Below are 24,440 nucleotides of genomic sequence, written 5' to 3'. Positions count from 1 at the left end.
AGCGCCCCACGGAAACGATCAACCAACGATCAATTGGAGGAAACATGTTCACTAGACGCACCGTGCTTGGCGCCCTCGGCGCCATGACGATCCTCGGCTACGGCTCGACCATGGCAATGGCCCAGGACAAGATGTACATCCCGCTGATCTCCAAGGGCTTCCAGCACCAGTTCTGGCAGGCCGTGAAGGCAGGTGCCGACAAGGCCGCCGCCGATCTCGGCGTCGAGGTCACCTTCGAAGGTCCGGATTCGGAGTCCCAGGTCGACCGCCAGATCGACATGCTGGCAGCGGCCCTTGCCAAGAAGCCGGCGGCGATCGGCTTTGCCGCCCTCGATAGCCAGGCAGCGATCCCGCTGCTGCAGCAGGCCAAGGATGCCAAGATCCCGGTCGTCGCCTTCGACTCCGGCGTCGACAGCGACATCCCGGTTGCCACCGCCTCCACCAACAACATCGCAGCGGCAGCCCTTGCCGCCGACAAGATGGCCGAACTGATCGGCGACGAGGGCAAGGTGGCGGTGCTGGTGCACGACCAGACCAGCCGCACCGGCATCGACCGGCGCGACGGCTTCGTCAATCGCATGAAGGAGGCCCATCCGAAGGTCGAGATCGTGTCGATCGAATATGGCGGCGGCGACCATCTCAAGTCGACCGAGATCACCAAGGCCATCCTGCAGGCCAGCCCCGACCTGAAGGGCATGTTCGGCGGCAATGAAGGCTCGGCCATCGGCGTCGTCAACGGCGCCAAGGAACTCGGCCGCAAGCTGGTGATCATCGGCTACGATTCCGGTGCCCAGCAGAAGCAGGCGATCCGCGACGGCGAAATGGCCGGCGCCATCACCCAGAACCCGGTCGGCATCGGCTACAAAACCGTCGAAGCGGCCGTAAAGGCGGCCAAGGGCGAAGCGGTCGAGAAGAACATCGACACCGGTTTCTATTACTACGACAAGTCGAACATCGACCAGCCCGACATCGCAGCCGTGCTGTACGACTGACCACGATCCCGACATCTCCGGAGGCGGTTCGCCGCCTCCGGCTTTCTCAACCAGGGTGACTTCAATGAAACTGCTCCGTTACGGCCCCAAGGGCAACGAAAAGCCCGGCATCCTCGACACGTCCGGCCGCGTCCGCGATCTCTCCGGCATCGTCGACGACATCGCCGGCGAGGTGCTTGCGCCCGAAGGCCTTGCCCGACTTCGCAGCATCGACCCCGAGACCTTGCCGCTGGTCGCCGGCACGCCGCAGCAGGACCTGCGCCTCGGCGCCTGTGTCGGCCGCATCGGCAAGTTCATCTGCATCGGCCTCAATTATGCCGACCACGCCGCCGAAACCGGCGCCGCCATCCCGGCCGAACCCATCGTCTTCAACAAGTGGACCTCGGCCATCGTCGGACCCGACGACGACGTCGAGATCCCCCGCGGCTCGCTCAAGACCGACTGGGAGGTCGAGCTCGGCGTCGTCATCGGCAAGCCCGGCCGCTACATCGACGAGGCCGACGCCATGAGCCACGTCGCCGGTTATTGCGTCGTCAACGACGTCTCCGAGCGCGAATACCAGATCGAGCGCGGCGGCACCTGGGACAAGGGCAAGGGCTGCGACACCTTCGGCCCGACCGGCCCCTGGATGGTGACCGCCGACGAGATCGCCGATCCGCAGAACCTCAAGATGTGGCTCGACGTCGACGACAAGCGCTTCCAGGACGGCTCGACCAGGACCATGATCTTTTCGGTACGGCAGGTCGTCGCCTATCTCAGCCGCTTCATGAGCCTGCAGGCCGGCGATGTGATTTCCACCGGCACCCCGCCCGGCGTCGGCCTCGGCCAGAAGCCGCCCGTCTATCTCAAGGCCGGCCAGACGATGTCGCTCGGCATCGAAGGCCTCGGCACCCAGAGGCAGCGCGTCGTCGCCGCCTGAACCCTTCCAGGACCCCAGACCATGACCAGAATCATCGACATGCGGGTGCTCGACCTGCGCTTCCCGACTTCGCAGCATCTCGACGGTTCCGACGCGATGAACCCGGACCCCGACTATTCGGCGGCCTATGTCATCCTGCAGACCGACACACCTGGCATCGAGGGTCATGGCCTGACATTCACCATCGGCCGCGGCAACGAGATCTGCTGCGCGGCGATCGAGGCGATGCGCCACCTGGTCGTGGGCCTGGACATGGACAAGGTCACATCAGACATGGGCGCCTTCTGGCGCCATGTCACCTCCGACAGCCAGCTGCGCTGGATCGGGCCCGACAAGGGCGCGATCCATCTGGCCACCGGCGCGGTCGTCAACGCCGTCTGGGATATATGGGCCAAGATGGTGGGCAAGCCGGTGTGGAAGCTGGTCGCCGAGATGTCGCCCGAAGAGCTCGTGCGCTGCATCGACCTCCGCTACATCACCGACTGCATCACGCCTGACGAAGCGCTCGCCATGCTGCGCGACAAGGCACCGGGCAAGGCCGAGCGTATCGCCACGCTCGAGCGCGAGGGTTACCCCTGCTACACCACCTCGGCCGGCTGGCTCGGCTATGGCGACGAGAAGCTGCGCCGGCTCTGCCAGGAGGCGGTCGACGCCGGCTTCAACCACGTCAAGCTCAAGGTCGGCCGCGACAAGGCCGACGACATCCGCCGCCTGCGCATCGCCCGCGAGGTGCTCGGCCCCGACCGCCAGCTGATGATCGACGCCAATCAGGTCTGGGAAGTCGGCCAGGCCATCGATTGGGTGCGCGACCTCGCTTTCGCCAAGCCCTGGTTCATCGAGGAACCGACAAATCCCGACGACGTCGAGGGCCACCGCAAGATCCGCGAGGGCGTGGCGCCGGTGCAGGTCGCCACCGGCGAGATGTGCCAGAACCGCATCATGTTCAAGCAGTTCATCATGCGCGGCGCAATCGACGTGGTGCAGATCGACTCCTGCCGCCTCGGCGGCGTCAACGAGATTCTCGCCGTGCTGCTGATGGCGGCCAAATACAATCTGCTCGTCTGCCCGCATGCCGGCGGCGTCGGCCTCTGCGAATATGTCCAGCACCTGTCGATGATCGACTATGTCTGCATCGCCGGAACCCGCGAGGGCCGCGTCGTCGAATATGTCGACCACCTGCACGAGCACTTCAAGGAACCCTGCGTGGTACGCAATGCCGCCTATATGCCGCCGACCGCGCCCGGCTTCTCCATCGAGATGAAGCCGGCGACGCTCGAAGACTTCCTATTCCGCGGCTGAGGGAGACGACTATGGATCTCGGCCTGAAGGACAAGGTGGTCATCGTCACCGGCGGCGGCGCGGGCATCGGCGGCGCGGTCACGCTCGGACTGGCTGCCGAGGGCGCGATCCCCGTCGTCTTTGGGCGCAGCCCGCTGGCCGACGACTTCGCGGCCAAGCTTAAGGCCGCTGCACCGCGCTCGCTCTTCGTCCAGGTCGAGCTGATGCACGACCCGGAGATCGAGGCCGCAGTAAAGGACGTGGCAAAAACCTTCGGCCGCATCGACGGGCTGGTCAACAATGCCGGCATCAACGACGGCATCGGCCTCGAAGCTGGCCCCAACGCCTTTCGCGAGTCGCTGGAGCGCAACCTGATCCACTATTACACGACCGCCCACCATTGCCTGCCGTGGCTGAAAAAGGCGCGCGGCGCGATCGTCAACGTCTCGTCCAAGACGGCGCTCACCGGCCAGGGCAACACCAGCGGCTACACCGCCGCCAAGGGCGCGCAATTGTCGCTGACCCGCGAATGGGCGGCTGCCCTGCGCGGCGACGGCATCCGCGTCAACGCGGTCATCCCGGCCGAGGTGATGACGCCGCTCTACGAGAAGTGGCTGAAGACCTTCGACGATCCCGAAGCGCGCCTGGAAGAAATCACCCGCCGGATCCCACTGGGACAGCGCATGACGACGGCAGAAGAAATCGCCGACACCGTGATCTTCCTGCTCTCCGACAAGGCGAGCCACACCACCGGCCAGTGGCTGTTCGTCGACGGCGGCTACACGCATCTCGACCGCGCGCTGGACTGAACCACCCCCGGGTTCAACGCCAGCGCTACAGGCGCATCGAAACCGCGACTGCGTTCGCTCGGCAGGGCTATCGCTTCAGCCCGCCAGAAACGACGAAGGCCGCGGAGAACCGCGGCCTTTTTCGTGGGATATTTGGAGCGGGTGAAGCGATTCGAACGCTCGACCCCAACCTTGGCAAGGTCCTTCAGTACCTACGCTGCAATATCCGAACTTTCGATAAAGCACTATTTTTCAATAGCTAAATCTGAGTATCGTTCGACAGGCTTCGCTACAGCGACCCGATTTTTCCATCCATCTGCTTACATATTGCTTACATGGATGCTATGATTCAGCCGTGTAAGCAGATGGACGGTGAGAATGTGAAATGGCCAAACTGACAAAGAGAGCTGTGGACGCTTTGCAGGCACCGACATCGGCTCAAGCGTTCCTCTGGGATGGGGAATTGAAAGGTTTCGGCGTGCGTGTGACCAAGGCCGGAGTGAAGACCTTCATCATCCAGTATCGCAACGCGGCAGGAAAAAGCCGTCGCATCAATCTGGGGCGATACGGAACGCTGACCGTCGAACTTGCTCGCGACCAGGCCAAGATCAAACTCGGCGCCGTCGCTGCCGGCGAGGATCCGGCTGACGCGGAAGACAATCCTCGCGAGCAGGTTACTGTTGCGACCCTGTGCGATTGGTATCTCAAAGAAGCTGAAGCGGGGCGGATCCTCGGTCGTCGCAATCGCCCGATCAAGAAATCGACACTCGCGATGGATAAAAGCCGCATCGAAACGCACATCAAACCTCTCCTTGGCGCACGCCTCGCCCAAGGGCTGAAGGTGGCTGATATCGAGGGAATGCAGTCCGATATTGCTGCCGGCAGGACAGCGAAGCCGAAGGACAAGCGGCGCGGTGGCGCGACGACCGGCGGCCCCGGAGTTGCCGCACGAACGGTCGCGACCTTGCAGGCGATCCTTGGCCATGCTGCCCGTTTGGACCAGATTGAAAATCACCCCAGTCGGGGTGCCCGAAAACTGGCCGGGCAAAAGAAGACACGGCGACTGAGTGTTGCCGAGATACGGATGCTGGGCCTGGCGATGCGCCATGCAGAGCGGAACGGCGAGCATCCAGTCGCACTGGCGATCGTGCGTTTTCTGCTCCTTACCGGTTTCCGCATTTCTGAAGGTCAGGGTCTCCAGCGCGCATGGCTTCATGCCGATGCAGGCTATGTGAGCTTCCCCGACACCAAAGGGGGCGCCCAAATCAGGTCTATCGGTCCCGCCGCCGCGAAACTGGCCGCCGGCCAGCCCTTTCGCCCGAATTGCCCTTATGTCTTTCCCGCCGATTTCGGCGACGGTTATTTCACGGCTGCCAAGGCCTGCCTCTCGCGGCTGTGCGCGTCAGTTGGTATCGAGGGGATCACGCCTCACACCTTACGACACACTTTTGGCAGTGTTGCCGGTGATCTCGGCTTTTCCGAGCTGACGATCCGGGCGCTTCTCGGCCACGCCGCGCAGAGCGTCACCCAAGGATACGTGCATATCGACGAAGCCCTGAAACTCGCCGTTACCCGAACCTGTGGTGAAATCGCCGCGTTGCTGGATTCCTCGGATGATCAGGCTCTGAATAATGAGGCAGATCGAAAGGCTGCATGATTGCAGTCGAACTGTTTGCAGGACCAAATTGCCGGATTAGTTTCGCCCGACCCATTTTGGCGAGTTTTCGTTTTTGGAGCGCCTGAAAAACCGACAAGAAATCATCGCGCAACCTGAGGTCATCGCAAATCTCGCGCGCGGCGACGCCAGCAAAGGACTGGCTGACTTTGGACTTCACCAGGGATTTCGGAGCGGCGAAAGAGAGCACTGGTGCTGATCAAAACGAACCGCCGAGGATTAATTCCATGACGTTCTCGTGGAATAGCAGCTCACGCATTTCGGAGGCCTACCTCCCAAATAGCTTGCATCTGGCTGGGAGGGGTCAGCAAGCACCATATCTTTCTAATGATCGTGTCGCGCATCTTCGCCATATCACCATAGTCATAAACGCAGATCATGGTCTCGAATATTATTCTCTTTTCAGAATATTCTTCGCTGATATTCGGATTTCGCAACGCCTCATCAATGACGCTTTGATCCTTCATCCAGTTGTCGAGGAGTGTTTTTGCAGAAGGAAAATCGGCCAAATTCTCAAACTTCTTTATGTTATCGACCTCATTGACCATGTGGTATCCAAGTAGTTGGCCATTGCCCTCGAAAATAGAATCGGCAATTCGTCCAGATACATAATCAAAGCCTTTGCTTCGTAGATCGGATATGAACAAATCCTTCTTCCCGCTCAGGCGATGTTGAGCGAGTAACCTGCACTCACGAAGCTCATTCCCCATCGGTATAGCGAATTCGTCACTCTGCTCTTTATCGAGCCGCATCGCGATTTCGATATCCCGGATCGCTTCGTCGAATAGAAGACGCCAACGATACAGTTTTGCCCGATTAATTAGTGGCGCTGGGTTCGGATTAGCTTCAAATGACTTCGTGTAGAGCGCTATCGCGTCAGAGGTGCGATACTCACTTGCGGCCTTCATTCCCTGCTGAAAAAGCTGCTGGCCAGCTTCATATGCTGGCGATTGAGGCGCGCTGCCCCCAAACAGTTTCCGAAACACCAAAAATCCCATCTTAAACAATCAAGGTCGGGCACATTCTATGTAGCGATCCAGAGCATGTCACTCCCACACAAAGGTTTTTGCACGCACCGCTTGCCAATAAACTGGCCGCTTTTCCGAAGGGCACCTGACCGGAAATTTCGGTAGCGGAATTGAGACATCACCGCGTATTGCACGGCGCACCGAACGGCCATCTGGCCCAGGTCGACCTTCTTATTGGATCAGCTCGAAAACAAAAGCGGTCGTCGAACTGTTCGCGGGGCCAATTCGCCGGGTTAGCTTGACCCGACACATGTCGGCGATCTTTCGTCCGCCGAGCGCCTGACAAACCGACGGGAATGCATTGCGCAGCCTGAGCCCATCGTGAATCTCGCGCGCAGAAACTTCAACAAGGGGCTGACCGGCATTCCTGGCTGGGCCGAAAAACTTGCTTTCCGTATAGTCGCGAATGCGATCGGCGGTGTTCGGCCTTTCCTCTGGATCTACGACTTCACAGGAAGCCGCGGTCTTGGACGGATCGGAAGGTGGCCGTCCCTTCGATGCAGATTGCATCGGCGCTGGAACCGTTCCTCGACGATTCCAAAGCAGGCGAAAGCCACGGATAATCGCCGCTTCGAGACCTTCGGCGCCGGAAACCTTCCACCCATTCCATTCAAGGTCGGGCGGGCTCGCCACATATACATCGATGATTTCGCCGCTTGCGAGCTCGTTTCGGAGAACCCCGTTCAGGCGGATATTGGTTCGCTGGCTGATGCCAGGGCGACCGTACATGTAGAGGCGCTGCGCGAGATTCTTTGACGCGACGCCAACATACCGCGCAGTTCCGGCCTGCACGAAAATGTAGACGCCGGGCTGCTTCGGGGCATTGCCGGCAAAAACCAGCGCTCCTTCAGGATTCAGCGCCCAGCGGCCAGTGTGGACGAAACCCCCATCAGCGATCTGGGAGAGCAAGAGTTCGGGTAGCTCGTCCGTCATGCCGGCTTGGCTTGTTTGGCCTGTGCCTGCTTGGCCTTGGCATTTTGCGTCGCACGTATCTGTATGTGTCCCGCGTCAGTCCGGCGCGACTCGAACCCTCCTGCCTTTTCGACCAGGTCGCTGAGCTTGCTCTGGCCATAGCTTCTGGGGTCAAAATCAGAGGCAAGGGCTGCCAAGCGATGCCCTACCCGGCCAAGGGCAACCCATCCCGCCTCATCATCCAGCTGCGAAATTGCGGTCCGGATCAATGGCGCCGCAGCGCTGGGCGGCTTTTTGACGCTGGCTGGTCGCGTATCGGGCCGCTCCGGCTCATCCGACGCCGGTGCCTCGGGCAGCAGGTTCTCCGTATAGATGAATCGGTGACATGCTTGGCGGAAGCTTTCTGGGGTCTTTTGCTCTCCAAAACCATAGACGTCGATGCCTTGCTCGCGGATACGCGACGCCAGACCGGTGAAGTCGCTGTCGGACGACACGAGGCAAAAGCCATCGAATCGGCCGGTATGCAGCAGGTCCATCGCGTCGATGACCAAGGCGATGTCCGACGCATTTTTGCCGCTGGTATATGCGAAGCTTTGGTGGGCCTTGATGGCATGGGGCGAAAGAACGTCAGCCCAGGCTTTCAGCCTGGTTCCCGAGAAGTCGCCGTAAATCCGGCGAACGCTCGCTTCGCCGATCTTTGCAATTTCTTCGAATAGACGGGGCGCAATTCGCGAAGAGGCGTTTTCAGCATCGATCAACACTGCAAGTCTGGGCGCGCGCGGTTCAGTAGCCATTGGCGCACCATGCCTCAATTTTCATTAATCAGCAGATAAAACTGCGGCAGAGCGTGTTTGTGGCCCGAATTCATGAAGGCGAAGGCTAACGACGTCCTTGTCTCTGGCAACCCTGAGCAGGCGCTTGGCTCTATCATGGGCAAACTCGGCTACCTCGAGCACCACGAGCGTGTAACCGTGTTGCGGCAACAAATCGCAACGCCGCTCGTCATATCGCCGGCGCTGCTCACCACGAGGCACTCCCGAGACCGTCGGCTTGTCATCGAAAAAGCCGACACGCTCGCGATGCTGGCGCTCATGATATTCCACGACGAGGTTGAGGCTTGGGTAAAAGCCATCGAGAGGCAGGGCCTTGCGGCGGCCACGCCGATCTGGATCTCCGGTCAGAAATGGAAAGCAATGCTGACGCACGGCTTTCAGGCCTAGAAATTCGTCGCAGAGATCGAGCACATAGTGTTCATCGCGCAATGCTGCCTTGGGAACGGCGCGGAAAGCCTTTGTGGCCAACGATTGCTTGAAGCCCCCTCCGCAAATTTGCGCCATGACCGTTTCCATATCCTGATGCTGTTCGCTTCCACGCATGGCCTCCCAACGACCGTTGTGCGGATGCCAGTCCAGACCCGCGGCTCGGAGGGCCGCACGGAAACGCTTCGGATCGATGCCATTGGCATTGGCCATATCGACGGCGGTGATCAGTTGGCCTGGAATTATCATGTCTCCCGCAATCTGGAGCACCGCTGATCTGCCGCAATTGAGCGCGCCATCAGCCCTGCGCCGTCGCACATGCCCCCACGGCGGGGCTATGCTGGTGCATCGCCGCTAGGCCGCCAGGACCTGGGTGATCCCGCACAAATCTTCCGGGGAATATTGGACGTCGGAGGCAAACGAGTAAACGGTGCGGACGCGACTGCCATCCCAAACGAACTTGAAATGATCGCGTTGCACGGCGCGCTCCAGCACGTCGCCCCTGAGCACGCTCACGCAAAGGCCTGACGGTCGCTCGGCGGGCCGGAAAAGAAGGCCATCGAAGCCCGCCTCTGCAATCTGCCGGCCGCGACGGCGCCGTTCGCCAAGATCAAGCTCGGGATCCCAGTCACGACCATCGAAAAACCGTCCCTTCACCTGCCGCGAGAGTTCGCGCATTTCCAGGCCGATCGGCGCTTCACCAGTCTTGCTGAGGAACGTCTCGCGCTTTCGGATCGAGATCGCCAATGCCGTTTGCATATCCGCGGCCAGTTCGAGCGCAGGGCGATCTGCGTCGAAGAAACGCGTACCGTCCGGGTTCGGATAGGTGAATGGCGCGTGGTTCCAGTTTTGCAGAAGCGGACCATTTCCGTCCACGACTTGCGCCCCGTTCATCAGGCGATCCCGTTCGCGCAAGCGCGGATTGGTCAGCGATTCAATCTCGGCCAGCGCATGGCTGCGATCATTTGCCACCCGGGCGAACACGTCGATGGTGGGGAAGCGCGATGGAATGAGCGTGAAGAAGGGCTGCTCGATATCTTGCGCGATGAATTCATCCGCCACGTTGCGCATCCACATACTGTCTCACGCGATAGATATCCATCACCTGGCCGCCGCGCATGACATCAAGGGCACTTTGCCCGTTGAACTGGGCATTGGGCCGGCGGATCCAACCATCGGCAGCGCGAGTGTCGGGTAACAGAATCTCGAGCGCTTTATGAATCGCCAGAAGGTGGGAAACGCGTTCGACCGTGTCGCGCGGGAGCGATCCGCCATCCTTCTTCCATTTGAAAAAAGTCGATCGGCCGGGTGATCCGAGCAGTAGCAACTGGTCCTCGGTCGACAGCTGCCACAATTCCGCCAGCCCCTGGAATGCCTCCATTGCCGCCGGAATCGCGGACCGCCCCTCGCCCGCTTGGGCGGTGGGTTCGAGCTTAACCACGCATAATTCTCCCTCTCATCCAGATTTGGACTTGAAACGCAAATTGGTCCCGATATAGATAGTCCACATCGGGACTCGATGGTGATCCTAGTCCATGGTGGATTCGGGATCAAGAGTCGGTAGAATATGGAGCACCGTTATGGCCAAGGGCCACGACAAATTTCAGTTTAGCGTCAACGGTGCCCTTCATGGCACCGGAGACAAAGTCTTGGATGGTAGCCAGATCCGCGAGATTGCGGGGCTGGAACCTGCCAGCGATTTCGTTCTGATCCAGATCGAAGGTGGCCTCGCCCGCTCGATCAGCATCGAGGAGGAGGTCAAGTTCGCCAGCGGCGAGATCGCGGTCTTCCTCTCGTTCACCAGCGACCGCGCCTACAACTTCACCGTCAACGAGCGGGGCTGGGAATGGGGTTCCCCGACGATCCTCGCCGCCGACATCTATCGCTATGGCGAGATCGACGAAGAGCTTGAGCTCATCCTCGACAGCGCTGGCGATGCCGTCATCCCAAGCGATGGCGAGGTGGCGCTGGATGGCGCTGGGGTCGAACGGATCCGCAGCCGTGAACCCAAGATGGTAACCATCAAGGTCAATGGACGCCCCAGGACCGTGGAAAGGCGCCCGCACAGCTACCGGGAGATCGCGGCAATCGCATATCCCAACCCCGACTTTGAGAACTTCAACTTCACGATCACCTATCTCCACGGCGTTCATGGCGCCGAGGGCGATCTCGTCGAAGGCGAGACCATTCAGGTGAAGAAAGGGATGGTCTTCAATGTCCGCCGCTCTGATAAGTCGTGATCCCCATCTCAAGCGCCTCGCTGACGAGGGCTTCGAGATCGAGGTGCGCAACAGCCACTTGATCGTGCGGAGCGTTCCGCACGTCACGGTTGACGGGAATTTGGCAAGGGGCGTGCTTACCTGCGCCCTGTCGCTCGACGGCACCGGCCTTACGGCAACGCCGCAGGGCGATCACACGATGTATTTCGCAGGCGGGACGCCGTGCCATCGCAACGGCGCCCCCATGGGGAACATCATCAACAATTCCCAAAAACAGCGCTGCGGCGAGATGGACGTGGATCACTATCTCTCGTCCAAGCCCGAGGTCACCCACCGGTACGAAAATATCTATGACAAGGTGGTCGCCTATGAGCGACTGATCGGCGGCGCTGCCCGGTCTCTCGATCGGACGGCCAACGCCCGGACCCATGCCAAGGCGATGATCGCCAATGACGATAGCCCGTTCGCCATTCCCGATTCCGCCTCGGCCCGCTATCGAATTGGCGGCGTGAACCGCAAGCTGAAGGGGCGGGTCGCGATCATCGGTCTTGGCGGAACCGGATCGTTTCTGCTCGATCTGCTGGCGAAGACTTGGGTTACCGAAATCCATCTTTATGATGGCGACCAGCTCTTGAACCACAATCTGTTCCGGTCGCCTGGCTCACCGGAGCCGGAACTGCTCAAGGGTTTCCCGTACAAGGTCGACTATTACGCACAGGTCTATGCCCGGATGCATACGGGCATCACCGCGCATCCTGTTCGGGTGACAGCGGCCAATGTGGACGAGCTGGCAGGCTTCGATTTCGTATTCGTCTGCATCGATAAGGGGTCTTCACGCCGCGAGATAGCCGAGGGATTGCTTCGGCTGGAGATTCCCTTCGTCGACACCGGAATCGGAGTAGGCCTGGAAGAGGATTGTCTTGATGGCTGCGCCCGAGCAACCTTCATCCGCCCCGGCATGGCCTGGTCCGAAGTCGAACGGTTGCTGCCGTTCGGCGATGACAAGGAGGACGACGACCTTTACCGGACAGATATTCAGATCGCCGCTGTCAATTCGCTCAACGCCATCATGGCGATCATGCGATGGAAGCGCTGGTCAAACTATTTTCGCGACGAGCGGAACGAGGTGAACGCGGTCTACATGATCGAGGGCAACAACATCTCGAATAGGGCCGCATAATGGCCCGGGTCGACAGGCTCAAAACCGTCTTCGTGGACGAGATACCCGAGATTCTCGAAGACGGTATCCTGTATGTCTCGGAGGAATGCCGCGTCGCGTTGCATAATTGCGCATGCGGGTGCGGGGAAGAAGTGTCCACACCCCTCGTTCGTACCGAATATCGACTGTCGATGGAGGGCGATGCAGCATCGATCTGGCCTTCGATCGGCAATCACGACTTCGCTTGCGCTTCACATTATGTGATCAAGCAGGGCAAGATCCTCTGGGCAGGCAGAATGTCTCGCGGTGCAATCGAGGCGGGACGGGAGCGCGATCGTAGGCTCAAGCGGCCGCCTGCGCCAAAGCCGGCGCCCATCGGTATGCCGAAGCCCAATTTCGTGCCGCCGGCCGGAACTGGTTTGGTCCGACGCGCCCTGAACTGGATCATAGCGATCTGCCGCAAACTGATCGGCCGCGAATAATGTTCTGCGGCGAGGTTCTCCGACCTCGCCGCAGTGCTTGTTGGTGATCGGGTAACGGACCTCATTCACCCCGCCGGTGATGGGACCAGCGCTGCGGTCGTTTTGCAGGAGGGGTAAGTCGAGCAAGCAAGAAACGGTTGATACGCGCCGCCGGAGCGGACGACCATCAATCCGTCGCCGCAGGTGGGACAGTCATCTCCGGCTGATATCGGATGGGTGATCCTCACGCGGTCGGGTGGCGCGGCTGCGCTGGAACCCTCCCCTGAAAGGTTGCGTTTGAAATCGCAACGCGGGTGGGTGCTGCACGCTTCGAACGGACCATATTGCCCGTCGTACCGTCTCATGGTGCCCTCGCCGCACTTCGGGCACGGGGTCAAAGTCCCTCCCTCCGCCTCCACCTCTACCGCGCCGGACCTCGCCAGTTCGCTCAGGAAGCGCGAAGGCGAGTCTGTCTGGGTGTAGATGCGTACCTGGCGGCGCGCCCGGGTGAGTGCCACGTAAAAGAGGCGGCGCTCCTCTGCCAAGGGATAGGGATCGGGTTCGGGCATCGCGATCTGAAGGAGTGGATCGTCGGTAATCTGGCTTGGAAAGCCCATCATGCCCTCGACGACGTTGAGGAGCATCACATAGTCAGCTTCGAGGCCTTTGGAGGAATGGACCGTGCGGTACTCGATACTCAGAAACTCGCCGAAGCGCCGTTGCCAGCGCCGCCAGCCATGGGGTTCGTCATTGTTGTAACGGCCGAGCATCATCACGCTGATGCGGCCGTCGATGTCCGGGCTCAACCGGCCGTCCCGCGCAAAGTCGTACATGCTTTGCAGATTCTGCTCGAGCCGTTCCTGTGCCAAAGCAGGCGTTTCCGCGGCGAAGGCATGCAGCGCCTTTTTCGCATAGGGGTTCGTCGTCTCGACCGCCTTTTTGATCTGCCGGGGATTGGCTTGAACAAAGGTGCTTGAGGCCTCGCATAATTGCGCAGGACAGCGGAACGTCGTGTTCAGCATGAGCCGGGTCGAATGATCAAATACCTTATCGAACTCAGTCATGACCGCGATATCGGCCCCGGCAAATCGATTGATACCCTGCCAATCATCGCCGACGACACATAGATGCGCCTCTTCGCCGGCGTTCTTCAACAGGGCCTTCAACATGCGCACCTTGGCTCGTGAGGTGTCCTGAAATTCATCGGCCAGCACCATCAAATAGGGGCTGGCGAACCTGCCACGCTCGATATGCTCGATCGCCATCAGCAGCATGTCATCGAAATCGATACAGTCAGCCTCACGCAGCCGCCGTTCCCACTCGTTCGCTATCCGTTCGAAGAGTGCCAGGAATCGGACTGAGCGGTCGGCATGACCCTGCGCATCCTTGGCCGCGGCCTCCCGGAGTTGTTGGTGGGAGAGGCCGTTGCTTTTGACGTGCTGCTGGAAAATCCGGATCGTCGCAGCGAGCTGTTCGGTGGTGATCGGTCGTTGACCTTTGCCCGGACGATCAGGATCATATTGAAGGACGATCCCACTCCGTTTCAGTTCATCTGCAAGGCCGGCGAAGCCGGCCGCTCGCCTGATCCCGTGGGAGGTGGTTTCAATGAGCCGCGTGCCCTTCTCGGCATGAAGCCCGCGTTTCCAATGAACCCCGCTGACATAATCGCCCCCGAAATGTGGTGGCGCCTGTCCCTTTTCGTCGAGCGCGAAATGCTCGTGATAGAGGTTGATCTCCGGGTAGAAAAAATCGGGACGATACTGCCGATGATGCTCGGTGGCGGTATCATGCTCATAGGGGCGTTCGTATTGGTAGTGGACTCCATGATAGAAGAGCCAGTCGGCGATCATCCGCTCCTCTTCACTTTTGACGATCTCGCCATTGGCGGTGAGAATGCCCCGCCGCCCGTCGCGATAGGCGTTGGCCTGCGCAGGCTCGTTCCATGAACCAATGTCCCGACCGAAAACCGTGCGAAACAGATCCCAGTCGTGATGGAACTTGTCGTCGCTGGTCCGCAGGTCGTCGATGATTTCGACGATCATGACCCCATCACGGCCCGGCTCGGCCCATTCGGCCAGCGATGGTTTGCGCCCCGTCGCCTTGCCGATCACGCTTAGGCCAAAGGCATTGAACGTCTTTACGGTCACAGCATCGATGCCATCGAACCCTGCCAGCCTGGCATTGATCCTAGCCTGGAGTTCTTCAGCGACGGCCCGGTTGAATGCCAGAACGAGTATCTGCTCGGGCTGCACGAGGCCTTCGTGAAGCGCATAGCCGACCCGGGCCACCATGGTCGACGTCTTGCCCGACCCCGCCGCAGCCACGATTTGCACCGCATCATCCATGCAGATGCATCCGTCCATCTGATCATCGGTGAGCGGGTTCTTCTCGACTGTGTCGAAGAAGGGCTTCAGTCGCTCCTTCTGTCTCGCCAGATAGGCGACATTGTGCATGGCAAATTCGGTGAGCAGTTCCTCCTCGACGCGATCGCCTCCCATCAACGAAAAAGGAAATCCTGACCGTTTGGGAGGCGGAAAACGCGCGATGATGCGCGACGCCATGCTTTTGGGGATCCAGCGTGAACGATCGACCGCCGGTTCCCAGACGGTGCGCCACTGCGCGACCTTGGCAGGAAAATCCTCCCGTGGACCAGGCGTCGGGCGCGCGCTCTGCGGTTTCGTCTTGCCGGTGCCGAAAAGGCCGCCGGCGAGAAGCGCCGCGCCGATGATCCATTCGATCATGCGCGCCTCCGGTCGGGGACGCGACGCCCCCGCAGAGTGAGCGCGTCGCCACTCGCTACGGCACGACTTTCCGGCGCCGCGAGTCGTTTGAAATCAATGTCATTTCGTGTCTGCACCAGATCATATAGTCATAGCACAGTTCCAAAGTCGTTATGTCCCGGCGTCATCGACGTCATCGGATCCATGATCCGAAGCGTCCATCGGTAACCCGTCGATCGCCGCGACCGCGTCCATCAGCTGTCGCCGGAGACCGGCGAGGCCGACCGCCACGACGAGATCTTGGCGATCCGCAAGCGCAAGTACCGTGCGCAGGATAAGATCGGAATTGCGCATAAGAATGACCAGATTCTCGGCGCTTGGGCTGTTCTTCCCCTCGAACCAGTTGCGCACCGCGCGCTCGTTGGAACGCGTCAGTTGCGCAATCGTCTTGACGGCTGAGGGCGTGTTGCCGAACTCTTCCTTCAGGGCTCCAGCAATGGCCATCGCCAGCGGTTCCGTGAAGGTCGAGGTTGGAAATATTATTCCGCTTTTGGACTGAAGTTTTCGGTCTTTCTTGGAAAACGACATTCTCGCTCACTCCCAATAAAGTTGGTTGGGAGTCGAGCCTGTCCGTTTGCGGTCCACGAAAGCAGTCGGTGTCATGAACTCTACGGAGATAATTGCTGCAGAAGCCGTACCGCGCGAACCGATCCGCGCCGCGCAATATGTCCGTATGTCGACCGAGCATCAGAAATACTCGACCGAAAACCAGGCCGAGGTCATCGCTCAATATGCTGCCCGACGCGGGTTCCAGATCATCAAGACCTATGAGGACTCGGGCAAGAGCGGCCTGCGTCTCGAAGGACGGCTTTCACTCCAGCAATTGATCGCCGACGTGCGGAGCGGGCAGACCGACTTCAAAGCCATCCTGGTCTATGACGTCAGCCGGTGGGGGCGATTTCAGGATGCCGACGAGAGCGCCTATTACGAATTCATCTGCCGCGAGGCCGGGATCACCGTCCAATATTGCGCGGAGCAGTTCGAGAATGACGGCAGCCTGAGCGCCACGATCATTAAGAGCATGAAGCGCGCGATGGCCGGCGAATATAGCCGGGAGTTGTCGGTCAAGGTCTTTACCGGGCAATGCCGTCTTATCCGGCTGGGGTTTCGGCAAGGTGGCGCTGCGGGCTTCGGATTGCGGCGCTATCTTGTCGATGAGCATCGTCAGCCCAAGGCCGTGCTCAATCGCGGCGAGCAGAAGAGCCTGCAAACAGACCGGGTCATCCTCAAGCCTGGTCCGCCCGAAGAGATCGAGGTGGTCCGGCGGCTCTATCGGATGTTCGTGGTGCAACGACGCACGGAGACCGAGATTGCCGCGGCGCTGAACGAGGAAAGCATTCTTACCGATCTCGGCCGTCCCTGGACACGCGGCACCGTTCATCAGGTGCTGACCAACGAGAAGTATATCGGCAACAATGTCTATAACCGCGCGTCCTTCAAGCTGAAGGCAAAGCGGGTTGTGAACACGCCCGACATGTGGGTGCGCGGTGATGGCGCGTTCGAGGCGATTGTCGAACGCGACTTTTTCGAGGCGGCGCAGCGTATCATCCAGGAGCGCAGCCGACGCTTCAGCGACGAGGAATTGCTGAGCCGCCTATCGGCCCTGCTCGCGGAGAAGGGATGGCTCTCCGGACTTGTCATCGACGAGATCGAGGACATGCCGTCGAGCTCCACCTTCAGGCATCGCTTTGGAAGCCTGGTCCGGGCCTATCAGCTGGTCGGCTACGCCCCGTCGCGGGACTATCGCTATATCGAGACGAACAAGGCGCTCCGGGCGCTTCATCCCGATGTCGTCGCCCAGGTGATCGCACAGATCGGCGAGGCCGGCGGATCAGTCTGCCGCGATCCCCTGAATGACCTTCTTCATATCAATGAGGAGTTTACCGCCTCGCTCGTCATCTCCCGGTGCAGGGCAACTGAGGCAGGCGCGCTGCGCTGGAAGGTGCGCTTTGACAGCGGGCTCCGCCCGAACATCACGATCGTCGCACGTATGGGTGAAGATAATCGCTCCATCCGCGATTTCTATCTGCTGCCCTGGCTGGATTTCGGGACGGCCGCCAATCTGCGGCTTGCGCCTGAAAATGGCATTCTTCTCGATGCCTATCGTTTCGATACGCTGGATCCCTTGTTCGATCTGTCACGGCGGACGCCATTGAAGGTCGCGGCATGAGCGAACCGGCCCCAGAAATCCGTTCGGTCCCCATCGACCTCATCACGGTTCTCAATCCGCGAGTTCGCAACAAGCGGATCTTCCAGGAGCTGGTGAACAGCATCGCGCATCTGGGGCTCAAGAAGCCGATCACGGTCAGCAAGCGGCCGGGTAAGACGCGGTTCGATCTGGTCTGCGGCCAGGGTCGGCTCGAGGCGTTCATCGCGCTCGGCCAGGCCGAGATCCCCGCCATCGTGATCGATGCGGCCGAGGAGGACTGCTTCGTCATGAGTCTCGTCGAGAATCTGGCACGTCGCCAGCACAGCCCGCTCGAACTGGTCCATGCCATCGGCGCGCTGCACGCACGCGGCTATTCCTATGCGGATGTCGCCGCCAAGGTCGATTTCTCGGTGGAATATGTGAGCGCCATCTGCCTACTGCTCGATCGGGGCGAGGAAAAGCTGATCGCGGCCGTCGATCGCGGGGTGATCCCGCATACGATTGCGATGGAGATCGCCAGGGCCAGGGATGGTGAGGTCCAGCAAGCGCTGGCGCAGGCTTATGAAGAGAAGGCCATTCCGGGCAATCAGGTTCTAGCGATCCGCAAGATCATCGACCAACGCAACACCAGCGGCAAACAGCTCCACAAGCGGGGTTCACGGCCCGCGCGGGTGCAGAAGCCGTTGACCTCCGAAGGCCTCATCCGCGCTTATCAGCGCGAGACCAAACGGCAAAAGCTCCTCATCAAGCGCGCCTCGCTGGCGCGCAGCCGGCTGCTGTTCGTTGCCAATGCGATGCGCCGCCTACTGGCCGACGAACATTTTGTGACATTGCTGCGAGCCGAAGGCCTCAGCACGCTCCCGCGCGCGCTCGCCGAGCGCATCGAACCAGCATAGGTGAGCCATGGTGGATCCCGTCAAGATTGCCTTCGAGCGCAAGATCATCATCCAGCCGATCGCCGATTTGCTCCCGACCAAGGGTTTGCCGGCGGGGGTGCGCGAGACGGTCAAATACCGCCGGATCGCCGCGTCGGTTGCCGAGGTCGGGCTGATCGAACCCCTGTCTATTGCCCGGCAGAAGGGTGGCGGCTATTTGCTGCTCGATGGCCATATGCGGCTTGATGCCCTGCGATTTCTGGGTGCGATTGAGGCGGCCTGCGTCGTGGCCGACGACGATGAGTCGTTCACCTACAACAAGCGCGTGAACCGTCTCGCGACGATCCAGGAGCATTACATGATCGTGCGCGCGCTCGATCGCGGCGTGCCCGAGGAGAAGTTGGCGCGCGCGCTCAATGTCGATGTGAAGGTGATCCGGCAGCGCCGGCACCTGCTGTCCGGGATCAGCCCGGATGTCGCCGAGCTGCTCAAGGACAAGCCCGTAGGGCATCACGCCTTCCAGAAGCTGCGCAAGATGAAACCCATCCGGCAGCTTGAGGTGGCCGAGCTCATGGTGTCGGCAAACAATTACACGGTAAGTTATGCCAAGGCGCTGCTCGCGACGTCGAAGCCTGTCGATCTGCACAAGCCCGATGAGATCAAGAAAGCGACGGGCCTGTCGACCGAACAGATGGCCCGACTTGAGCGCGAGATGGCGTCGGTGAGCGAGGACTATAAGGCACTCGAAGCGTCCTACGGCGACGACATGCTGGTGCTGGTGGTTGCCTCAGGCTTTATCGAACGGCTCCTTTCCAAACCCGAGATCGAGGGCTTTTTGGAGCGTCGTCAGCCGGAGTTTCTGGAGAATTTCCGCGCCATTGTTCAGGCTACATCGCTCGACCAGTCGATGTCCGCCTGACAGCATGCGTGATATGGGGACCGGGACCCAAAAGCGCCGGGACCGTCGGAGAAGCCGTCGTATGGGGCGGATCAATGGCGGCGGCGGGGATGGCGGCGAACCCGCTCGGAGCCCGCTAGGTCAGCCGTCATAGGGCTGGCTGCGTGCCGTGATTGCGGCATGATGGTCCAAGGAGCGCGCCGATGCCCGGAGCCCATCGGCGCGCTCCACTCGCTCCTTCGGAATTAACGCGCATGTGAGATGCGAGATAATTCTTGCCCATTGCGTCGACCCGTGGGATTATCACGCATCTGAAATGCGAGATAATCCCATGACTATCCATCTGGTTGGCGAGACGATCGATGCCAAGCGCGCGCACCAGCGCGCGCAAGCTGGCGAGCTCGTCCAGCTCGTGCGCGGCATATATGTCGATCAAGATGTTGATGCAGACGCCGCCATAGCGAACCATGCGATCCGCATCGCCCATTATCTCTATCCCAATGCCTATCTGTCGTCGGCGAGCGCGGTGCTGCTTGCGCCGACACCTGATGGCCGACTCTTTATCAGTGGCAGGCGCAACCAGCGCACGAGGCTGCGCAGCCTGGAGATCGTCCAGAACGAAGCGCCGCCGCATCCTTCGACCGCGTCAGCGGTGATCGGTGACGATCTGGGCGAATTGCGCATCGACGCATCCTCACCCCGGCAGCGTTTTTTGGAAGCCTTTCGCCTGCGCAGCGAGCATGCCAGCGCCATTACTACCGAGATGCGCGTCCAGATGGCCGCGCGCCTCGTCGAGGAGCATGGTACGCCCAAGGATGCCACCGATGCAGTCTGGGCGCTGGCGCGGGAAAATGGCTGGTATCGCGAAGGCGAAGGTGCTGAACGCTTCCTCCTGGCGCAGCCGGGCACGGCCAAAGCGCCCGTCAACAAGGCGGCGCTGGATCTGGTGATCGCCTGGCATGGCCAGCCGCTCGGCCGCCTGACCCATGACGGCTTTGAGTGGCGCTGGAAGCCGGCCCGGCGCTCAGGGCCGGCGCTTGTCCGGGAGACAACGCCCGGGAAACTTCCGGCCTTTGTCGAATCCCTCTTACCGGAAGGCTGGCTCGCGCAGGTGCTTCACGAGCGCGACGAGCGCGAGGCCTTGAAGCGTGGGCGGCGTTATATGTCGAACATCACCGTGGTCGAGGCCCGCGATGAGCTGGCGGCGCTACCGGCGGACATTCTCACGACGAAGCTCAACGGCTTTGTCGACGCAGGCCGCTTTACCGGCCGCTATGACGGCCCGACGCGCGGCGCGATCGAGGAGAGTTTCGAGCAGAATCTCGCACGCATATTCGCGCGCGCAGAGACGCCGCGCCTGTCTGGCGTACAGATCAAGGCACCGATGCATTTGGCGCCCGATGGCGCACTCCTTCCGGCCATCGATCTGCCATTCACCCATATCCTGAAACCCGCCGGCACCGCTGGCTTCGAGATGTTGCCGATCGTGGAATGGCTTTGCCTTGAACTTGGTCGCGCCGTCGGCTTTGCAGCGCCAGACGTAGCCCTGACTGCGATGCCCGATGGCATGGTTCCCGCGCTCGTTGTGGAGCGGTTCGATATCCGCCAGGGGCCAGACGATCAGAGGCGGATCGCGCTTGAAGATTTCTGCTCGATCCTGGATCTTCCCGCCTCGGCCAAATATGATGGGACGATAGAGCGGATGGCGCGCGGACTACGGCCGCTGTCGACCGACCCGGCGGCCGATCTCGACATTCTCTTCCGCCGCGCGGTTTTCGCCTGGCTGATCGCCGATGGCGACATGCACCTCAAGAACCTCGCGTTGCTCAAAATCGCCGAACCGGCTGCCAAGGCCTTCACCTCGGTTCGTTTCGCACCGCTTTATGATGCGGTCACGACGCGGGTATTCCCGGGTCTTGGCGGCGATCGCATTGCGCTCAAGCTCAACGGCAAGGATGATCGGCTGACGCGCCGAGATTTCATGACGCTGGCGCGCACGATCGGCGTGACCCAAAGCGATGCGGAGACGGCCATTGCCGAATTGATCGGCAGCCTCGCACAAGCCGTCGAAACCGTCCGGCTACCACCCTTCGCGGCGGAGGCCGAGGCAGCTGCTACCGTCCAAGGCCAGGTATTGGCTGTTGCCAGCGCACGCTGCACCGCGCTCGCCGGCGATGCGGGTTAGGTTAGTCGTGGCGATCTGAGGTTCTCAGCTCGCCAGGTACCGGTCGGGATGAGAAGTTGGCTACCAGCGCTCACCAAAATGATCGCTGAGACGGGCTAATGCCGGCGGGATCACGTCGTCAGCACACATACCTAGATATGTCGCTGCGCGCGTAGCGCCGACATAGAGATAGCGCTCAAACAGTGACGGTTCCGATGCTGCCAATCGGTCAACGCCGACGAAGAAAACGGCTTCAAACTCGAGGCCCTTGATATGACGAACGTCAAATACGCGGATCTCATCATCCCGGCCGATTATTTTTCCATCAACGCAAGCGACCGCATGGAGGTTCTGATCTTCAATGACCGCGTTCAGGGCATCTGTTATTGGGCGAACTGCGGCTTCTTCGTGCACCAAAATCGCGATAGAAGGCAGCGGCCGCGGAGACACTGATCGCTCAATTTCGGAGAGGCGCTGACTGAGCCAGAGAGCCACGTCCTCCGGCTCGGAAAGACCGGAGGCCATCACTGGCGGCACAGCATCGTTGTTCACGTCCTCCGGCAAATCAGCGTCGGACAGGTTTCCGCTGGCGGGGTCTGCCAACGCTTTAGCCAGATCGTTAAGCTGACGACTTTGCCGATAGGCGATCGAAATTCTTTGAATCTGGAGGGATGGTTCAACCCACCGAAGACTGTCCTCGCTTCGGCTTCCCCAATCTGTAATTCGCTGATTGAAATCACCGCATGCGAAGAATGACCCGATAGACTCGATCGCTAGCGCTCGCATGCAGGCGAGCTGTACCGGCGAGAAATCGGGCGCCTCGTCCACGAGAATCTGATTGCGCTGGATGTCGTACATCGCGCGAAGTGGCTCATAGGCGGATCGCTCGATGTTCCGCCGCACCCGATTGTCTGCCAACAGCGCGTTGCCGGCGCGCAGCATGGCCAGAATAACAAGGTCTGCCTCTAGGGGGTGCAGGTCGCGGCCCGGGTTCGCGTCCGGATACCAACGCCCGCCGCGCTCACCCCTCCTGAACTGCCTATATCGAGCAGGAACCTTGCTCAGATACTGACGTACTGGCGCGCTGAATCGATTTAGGGACAGTTGCCAGCCTAATCGTTCGCCCAATCCGCTAGCCTCGGCATCGGTTAAGCCTCGATCACCAATCCAGCCGAGAACTAGCGCGCTGCGGGAGCTCGTTGACCGGCGACGTGCCTTTGAGCGCGCTTGCAATCGCAGGGCCGCATAATAGGCTCGTTGCGCCGCAGCCGGTTTGTTCGTCGGACGCTCTTCCTCGTCCTCTACCTCCTCGTCGTCATCGAGATCGTCGTCGGCCTGATCAGTCTGGTCATCCAGGGTGTCGAGAAAGGCTATAAGCTGCTCGAAAAAATTCTGGCCCTGCGTGCGCGCACCAGCCTGCGCCCGAGCAAGCGAGGTTTTCAGCACGCTGTCGACGTCGGCTCGAACACGGCCAAGGACGCGGCGAACGTCTTCGCTTAGCGAGACAAGAGCATAGATGCCGCTTGCAGCGGAGGACATCTGGGCGCTCTGAACAGCCGCGCTGAGGCGATCACCAAGCTTTGCGATTTCTGCGTCCGTGGCCGATGTGAGGGTTGCCGCAGCACCTTCCAGGCCTGACCAAAAGGCACTGTTCTGCTCGGCTTGAAATTGCTCGAACCACTCGATCGGTGACTGCACGGCATCCGGGGTGATCGTGGCGGCGCCATCCTTCAGAATGAAGGGCCCGCCGCCATTTGCTGTGCGCAAAATTGAGAGGTGATTGCGGGCAAGCTCCTTGCGATGTCCGATCCACGTTTTGATCCGCAGGTCCGGCGCGGGCACATTGTTTCTGCTGAATGCCTCTTTCAGATATTGTCCCAGCAAATCAGTCGGAGTGAACATGATCCAGCTTTGGGCGTGCGGCAGTGACGAGGGCGAAGCGTCGATCAAGCTCTGCTCATCGTCACTGAGGCCGTGAGGGTCGAGCTTTTGCCCCAATCGACGGATGAGCGTTGTCGTTTTGCCTGTCCCCGGAGGACCAAGAATCAGAAGCTGCGAGTCCAGTGACAATCGGAATATCGCATCTTGATATTCATCCAGCACCGCCTGATCGCGCAGCTGCATCTTGTCGATGATCCCGCGCTTCCGCCCTATGGTGACGTTATCATCGACCTCGGCGGCCTTAAGCATCCGCTCGATCTCGTCCAACGCATCCGCGGGGGCATCGCGCTCGGAAAGCAGGCGCAGCAATGACACGACAGTGATGGTTTTCTGGCCATCAGCCTCGAATATCGTGTCCCGGGAGTCCCAGCCGGCAGGCAAGGCCTCTGCGTGAAACACGGTCCGTTCCACCACTTCGAGTGAGCCGCCCGGCACATCGATATACCCGCCGGGACGGAGCGACGCGAGCCGACCAACTGGAGCGTTGTAACTGGCAAAACGGACCCCGGCATTGAGCAAACCGGAGGGTGCGAAACGGGAAATGTAGAAAGTTGTTGTTTTGTCAGATTCGTCAGCCGCGATCACTCTGGCGATGGCCGGTTCGCGCGAAAGGATCTGGTGACCGTTGAGCATCTCGCGGCCGATTTCATTGAGCTTCGCGACGGCCTTCTCGGTGGTGAGCGTATTCAAGGGGGCGAGGCTTTCGGCCGACGGCCCTTTGAAGCGCGACAGTTCCGCCCTTGCGCTTGTCGCAACGCGATCGAAGATGGCCAAAGCTTCTCTTGCAATATCGCTAGCGCGTTCGTCGATATTCAAACTCAAAGCCATTCCCCCCAATGGACGTTCATCTTGGCAAGCCAGTTGCCCGAAATCCAGAATAACTATCTCAGGATTTTGACTTTCCTTACTCGCGGCGGCCAGGTCTAGCCTCAATGTCGCTTTT

Annotated in this window: 21 protein-coding genes; 12 read left to right on the top strand and 9 right to left on the bottom strand. The window is 60.4% G+C overall.

From position 1 onward, the window contains the following. The first annotated feature begins 44 nt into the window (after positions 1 to 44). From O1Y97_RS04615 to O1Y97_RS04595, 5 genes are all read left to right on the top strand, one after another. A complete protein-coding gene (locus O1Y97_RS04615) occupies positions 45 to 992 on the top strand; it encodes an ABC transporter substrate-binding protein (RefSeq protein WP_318763267.1) in 948 nt (315 codons plus the stop codon). Between the two features lie 64 nt (positions 993 to 1,056). Further along, complete coding sequence (locus tag O1Y97_RS04610; protein ID WP_108606232.1) at positions 1,057 to 1,911, top strand: fumarylacetoacetate hydrolase family protein; 855 nt, start codon at positions 1,057 to 1,059, stop codon at positions 1,909 to 1,911. A gap of 21 nt (positions 1,912 to 1,932) precedes the next feature. After that, complete coding sequence (locus O1Y97_RS04605; RefSeq protein WP_318763266.1) at positions 1,933 to 3,210, top strand: L-fuconate dehydratase; 1,278 nt, start codon at positions 1,933 to 1,935, stop codon at positions 3,208 to 3,210. Positions 3,211 to 3,221: 11 nt separating this feature from the next. Next, positions 3,222 to 3,998 (top strand): L-fucose dehydrogenase, encoded by a 777-nt coding sequence (locus tag O1Y97_RS04600; protein WP_318763265.1) that lies wholly within the window; start codon positions 3,222 to 3,224, stop codon positions 3,996 to 3,998. Between the two features lie 364 nt (positions 3,999 to 4,362). Then, complete coding sequence (locus tag O1Y97_RS04595) at positions 4,363 to 5,634, top strand: tyrosine-type recombinase/integrase (RefSeq protein ID WP_318763264.1); 1,272 nt, start codon at positions 4,363 to 4,365, stop codon at positions 5,632 to 5,634. Between the two features lie 269 nt (positions 5,635 to 5,903). Here O1Y97_RS04595 and O1Y97_RS04590 read toward each other — a convergent pair whose 3' ends face one another. The 6 genes from O1Y97_RS04590 to O1Y97_RS04565 all read right to left on the bottom strand — a co-directional run bounded on the left by O1Y97_RS04590 (position 5,904) and on the right by O1Y97_RS04565 (position 10,292). After that, the gene (locus O1Y97_RS04590; RefSeq protein WP_318763263.1) at positions 5,904 to 6,650 is read right to left on the bottom strand and encodes a tetratricopeptide repeat protein; all 747 of its coding nucleotides are present in this window, start codon (positions 6,648 to 6,650) and stop codon (positions 5,904 to 5,906) included. 201 nt (positions 6,651 to 6,851) lie between these two features. Beyond that, a complete protein-coding gene (locus O1Y97_RS04585; protein ID WP_318763262.1) occupies positions 6,852 to 7,613 on the bottom strand; it encodes a GIY-YIG nuclease family protein in 762 nt (253 codons plus the stop codon). Continuing rightward, positions 7,610 to 8,386 carry an NYN domain-containing protein gene (locus O1Y97_RS04580; protein WP_318763261.1) on the bottom strand — a complete coding sequence of 259 codons (777 nt, stop codon included), beginning with the start codon at positions 8,384 to 8,386 and terminating at the stop codon, positions 7,610 to 7,612. The genes O1Y97_RS04585 and O1Y97_RS04580 overlap by 4 nt, the downstream gene beginning before the upstream one ends. Positions 8,387 to 8,410: 24 nt before the next feature. Then, positions 8,411 to 9,121 (bottom strand): hypothetical protein, encoded by a 711-nt coding sequence (locus O1Y97_RS04575; RefSeq protein WP_318763260.1) that lies wholly within the window; start codon positions 9,119 to 9,121, stop codon positions 8,411 to 8,413. Positions 9,122 to 9,205: 84 nt separating this feature from the next. Further along, positions 9,206 to 9,922: an RES family NAD+ phosphorylase gene (locus O1Y97_RS04570; RefSeq protein WP_318763259.1), complete on the bottom strand. Its 717-nt coding sequence runs from the start codon at positions 9,920 to 9,922 to the stop codon at positions 9,206 to 9,208. Continuing rightward, on the bottom strand, positions 9,903 to 10,292 hold the full coding sequence (locus O1Y97_RS04565; RefSeq protein ID WP_096362149.1) for an MbcA/ParS/Xre antitoxin family protein: 390 nt from the start codon (positions 10,290 to 10,292) through the stop codon (positions 9,903 to 9,905). The genes O1Y97_RS04570 and O1Y97_RS04565 overlap by 20 nt, the downstream gene beginning before the upstream one ends. A gap of 139 nt (positions 10,293 to 10,431) precedes the next feature. Between O1Y97_RS04565 and O1Y97_RS04560 the strand changes: the two genes are divergently transcribed. The 3 genes from O1Y97_RS04560 to O1Y97_RS04550 are packed head-to-tail and all read left to right on the top strand — an operon-like array spanning position 10,432 to position 12,711. Beyond that, positions 10,432 to 11,091, top strand: coding sequence for a multiubiquitin domain-containing protein (locus O1Y97_RS04560; RefSeq protein WP_318763258.1), 660 nt, complete (start codon positions 10,432 to 10,434; stop codon positions 11,089 to 11,091). After that, positions 11,066 to 12,250, top strand: a complete 1,185-nt coding sequence (locus O1Y97_RS04555) for a ThiF family adenylyltransferase (RefSeq protein WP_318763257.1) — start codon at positions 11,066 to 11,068, stop codon at positions 12,248 to 12,250. The genes O1Y97_RS04560 and O1Y97_RS04555 overlap by 26 nt, the downstream gene beginning before the upstream one ends. Next, positions 12,250 to 12,711, top strand: a complete 462-nt coding sequence (locus tag O1Y97_RS04550) for a DUF6527 family protein (protein ID WP_318763256.1) — start codon at positions 12,250 to 12,252, stop codon at positions 12,709 to 12,711. Before O1Y97_RS04555 ends, O1Y97_RS04550 begins: the two co-directional genes overlap by 1 nt. Positions 12,712 to 12,776: 65 nt before the next feature. Here the strand turns inward: O1Y97_RS04550 and O1Y97_RS04545 are convergent, their stop codons facing one another. Both O1Y97_RS04545 and O1Y97_RS04540 read right to left on the bottom strand, forming a co-directional pair. After that, complete coding sequence (locus O1Y97_RS04545) at positions 12,777 to 15,431, bottom strand: UvrD-helicase domain-containing protein (protein WP_318763255.1); 2,655 nt, start codon at positions 15,429 to 15,431, stop codon at positions 12,777 to 12,779. Between the two features lie 150 nt (positions 15,432 to 15,581). Continuing rightward, on the bottom strand, positions 15,582 to 15,998 hold the full coding sequence (locus O1Y97_RS04540) for a hypothetical protein (RefSeq protein ID WP_318763254.1): 417 nt from the start codon (positions 15,996 to 15,998) through the stop codon (positions 15,582 to 15,584). A 73-nt stretch (positions 15,999 to 16,071) separates the two neighbouring features. Here O1Y97_RS04540 and O1Y97_RS04535 point away from each other — a divergent pair, with 73 nt between their 5' ends. From O1Y97_RS04535 to O1Y97_RS04520, 4 genes are all read left to right on the top strand, one after another. After that, positions 16,072 to 17,640 carry a recombinase family protein gene (locus O1Y97_RS04535; protein WP_318763253.1) on the top strand — a complete coding sequence of 523 codons (1,569 nt, stop codon included), beginning with the start codon at positions 16,072 to 16,074 and terminating at the stop codon, positions 17,638 to 17,640. Next, positions 17,637 to 18,515: a plasmid partitioning protein RepB C-terminal domain-containing protein gene (locus tag O1Y97_RS04530; protein WP_318763252.1), complete on the top strand. Its 879-nt coding sequence runs from the start codon at positions 17,637 to 17,639 to the stop codon at positions 18,513 to 18,515. The genes O1Y97_RS04535 and O1Y97_RS04530 overlap by 4 nt, the downstream gene beginning before the upstream one ends. Positions 18,516 to 18,522: 7 nt before the next feature. After that, positions 18,523 to 19,413: a plasmid partitioning protein RepB C-terminal domain-containing protein gene (locus O1Y97_RS04525; RefSeq protein ID WP_318763251.1), complete on the top strand. Its 891-nt coding sequence runs from the start codon at positions 18,523 to 18,525 to the stop codon at positions 19,411 to 19,413. 310 nt (positions 19,414 to 19,723) lie between these two features. Continuing rightward, positions 19,724 to 21,577, top strand: a complete 1,854-nt coding sequence (locus O1Y97_RS04520) for a HipA domain-containing protein (protein WP_318763250.1) — start codon at positions 19,724 to 19,726, stop codon at positions 21,575 to 21,577. Between the two features lie 60 nt (positions 21,578 to 21,637). Here the strand turns inward: O1Y97_RS04520 and O1Y97_RS04515 are convergent, their stop codons facing one another. Next, positions 21,638 to 24,430: an ATP-binding domain-containing protein gene (locus tag O1Y97_RS04515; RefSeq protein ID WP_318763249.1), complete on the bottom strand. Its 2,793-nt coding sequence runs from the start codon at positions 24,428 to 24,430 to the stop codon at positions 21,638 to 21,640. Positions 24,431 to 24,440 lie beyond the last annotated feature (10 nt).

The organism is Aminobacter niigataensis (genome assembly GCF_946995915.1).
Taxonomy (GTDB): Bacteria; Pseudomonadota; Alphaproteobacteria; order Rhizobiales; family Rhizobiaceae; genus Aminobacter; species Aminobacter niigataensis.
This window is presented reverse-complemented; position numbering and strand designations above follow the sequence as displayed.

Coding starts and splice junctions, on each gene's coding strand:
- O1Y97_RS04550 (WP_318763256.1), top strand. CDS start 12,250: ATGGCCCGGGTCGACAGGCTCAAAACCGTCTTCGTGGACGAGATACCC.
- O1Y97_RS04545 (WP_318763255.1), bottom strand. CDS start 15,431: ATGATCGAATGGATCATCGGCGCGGCGCTTCTCGCCGGCGGCCTTTTC.
- O1Y97_RS04615 (WP_318763267.1), top strand. CDS start 45: ATGTTCACTAGACGCACCGTGCTTGGCGCCCTCGGCGCCATGACGATC.
- O1Y97_RS04580 (WP_318763261.1), bottom strand. CDS start 8,386: ATGGCTACTGAACCGCGCGCGCCCAGACTTGCAGTGTTGATCGATGCT.
- O1Y97_RS04610 (WP_108606232.1), top strand. CDS start 1,057: ATGAAACTGCTCCGTTACGGCCCCAAGGGCAACGAAAAGCCCGGCATC.
- O1Y97_RS04535 (WP_318763253.1), top strand. CDS start 16,072: ATGAACTCTACGGAGATAATTGCTGCAGAAGCCGTACCGCGCGAACCG.
- O1Y97_RS04605 (WP_318763266.1), top strand. CDS start 1,933: ATGACCAGAATCATCGACATGCGGGTGCTCGACCTGCGCTTCCCGACT.
- O1Y97_RS04520 (WP_318763250.1), top strand. CDS start 19,724: ATGACTATCCATCTGGTTGGCGAGACGATCGATGCCAAGCGCGCGCAC.
- O1Y97_RS04590 (WP_318763263.1), bottom strand. CDS start 6,650: ATGGGATTTTTGGTGTTTCGGAAACTGTTTGGGGGCAGCGCGCCTCAA.
- O1Y97_RS04540 (WP_318763254.1), bottom strand. CDS start 15,998: ATGTCGTTTTCCAAGAAAGACCGAAAACTTCAGTCCAAAAGCGGAATA.
- O1Y97_RS04530 (WP_318763252.1), top strand. CDS start 17,637: ATGAGCGAACCGGCCCCAGAAATCCGTTCGGTCCCCATCGACCTCATC.
- O1Y97_RS04595 (WP_318763264.1), top strand. CDS start 4,363: ATGGCCAAACTGACAAAGAGAGCTGTGGACGCTTTGCAGGCACCGACA.
- O1Y97_RS04585 (WP_318763262.1), bottom strand. CDS start 7,613: ATGACGGACGAGCTACCCGAACTCTTGCTCTCCCAGATCGCTGATGGG.
- O1Y97_RS04560 (WP_318763258.1), top strand. CDS start 10,432: ATGGCCAAGGGCCACGACAAATTTCAGTTTAGCGTCAACGGTGCCCTT.
- O1Y97_RS04525 (WP_318763251.1), top strand. CDS start 18,523: ATGGTGGATCCCGTCAAGATTGCCTTCGAGCGCAAGATCATCATCCAG.
- O1Y97_RS04600 (WP_318763265.1), top strand. CDS start 3,222: ATGGATCTCGGCCTGAAGGACAAGGTGGTCATCGTCACCGGCGGCGGC.
- O1Y97_RS04570 (WP_318763259.1), bottom strand. CDS start 9,922: ATGCGCAACGTGGCGGATGAATTCATCGCGCAAGATATCGAGCAGCCC.
- O1Y97_RS04555 (WP_318763257.1), top strand. CDS start 11,066: ATGTCCGCCGCTCTGATAAGTCGTGATCCCCATCTCAAGCGCCTCGCT.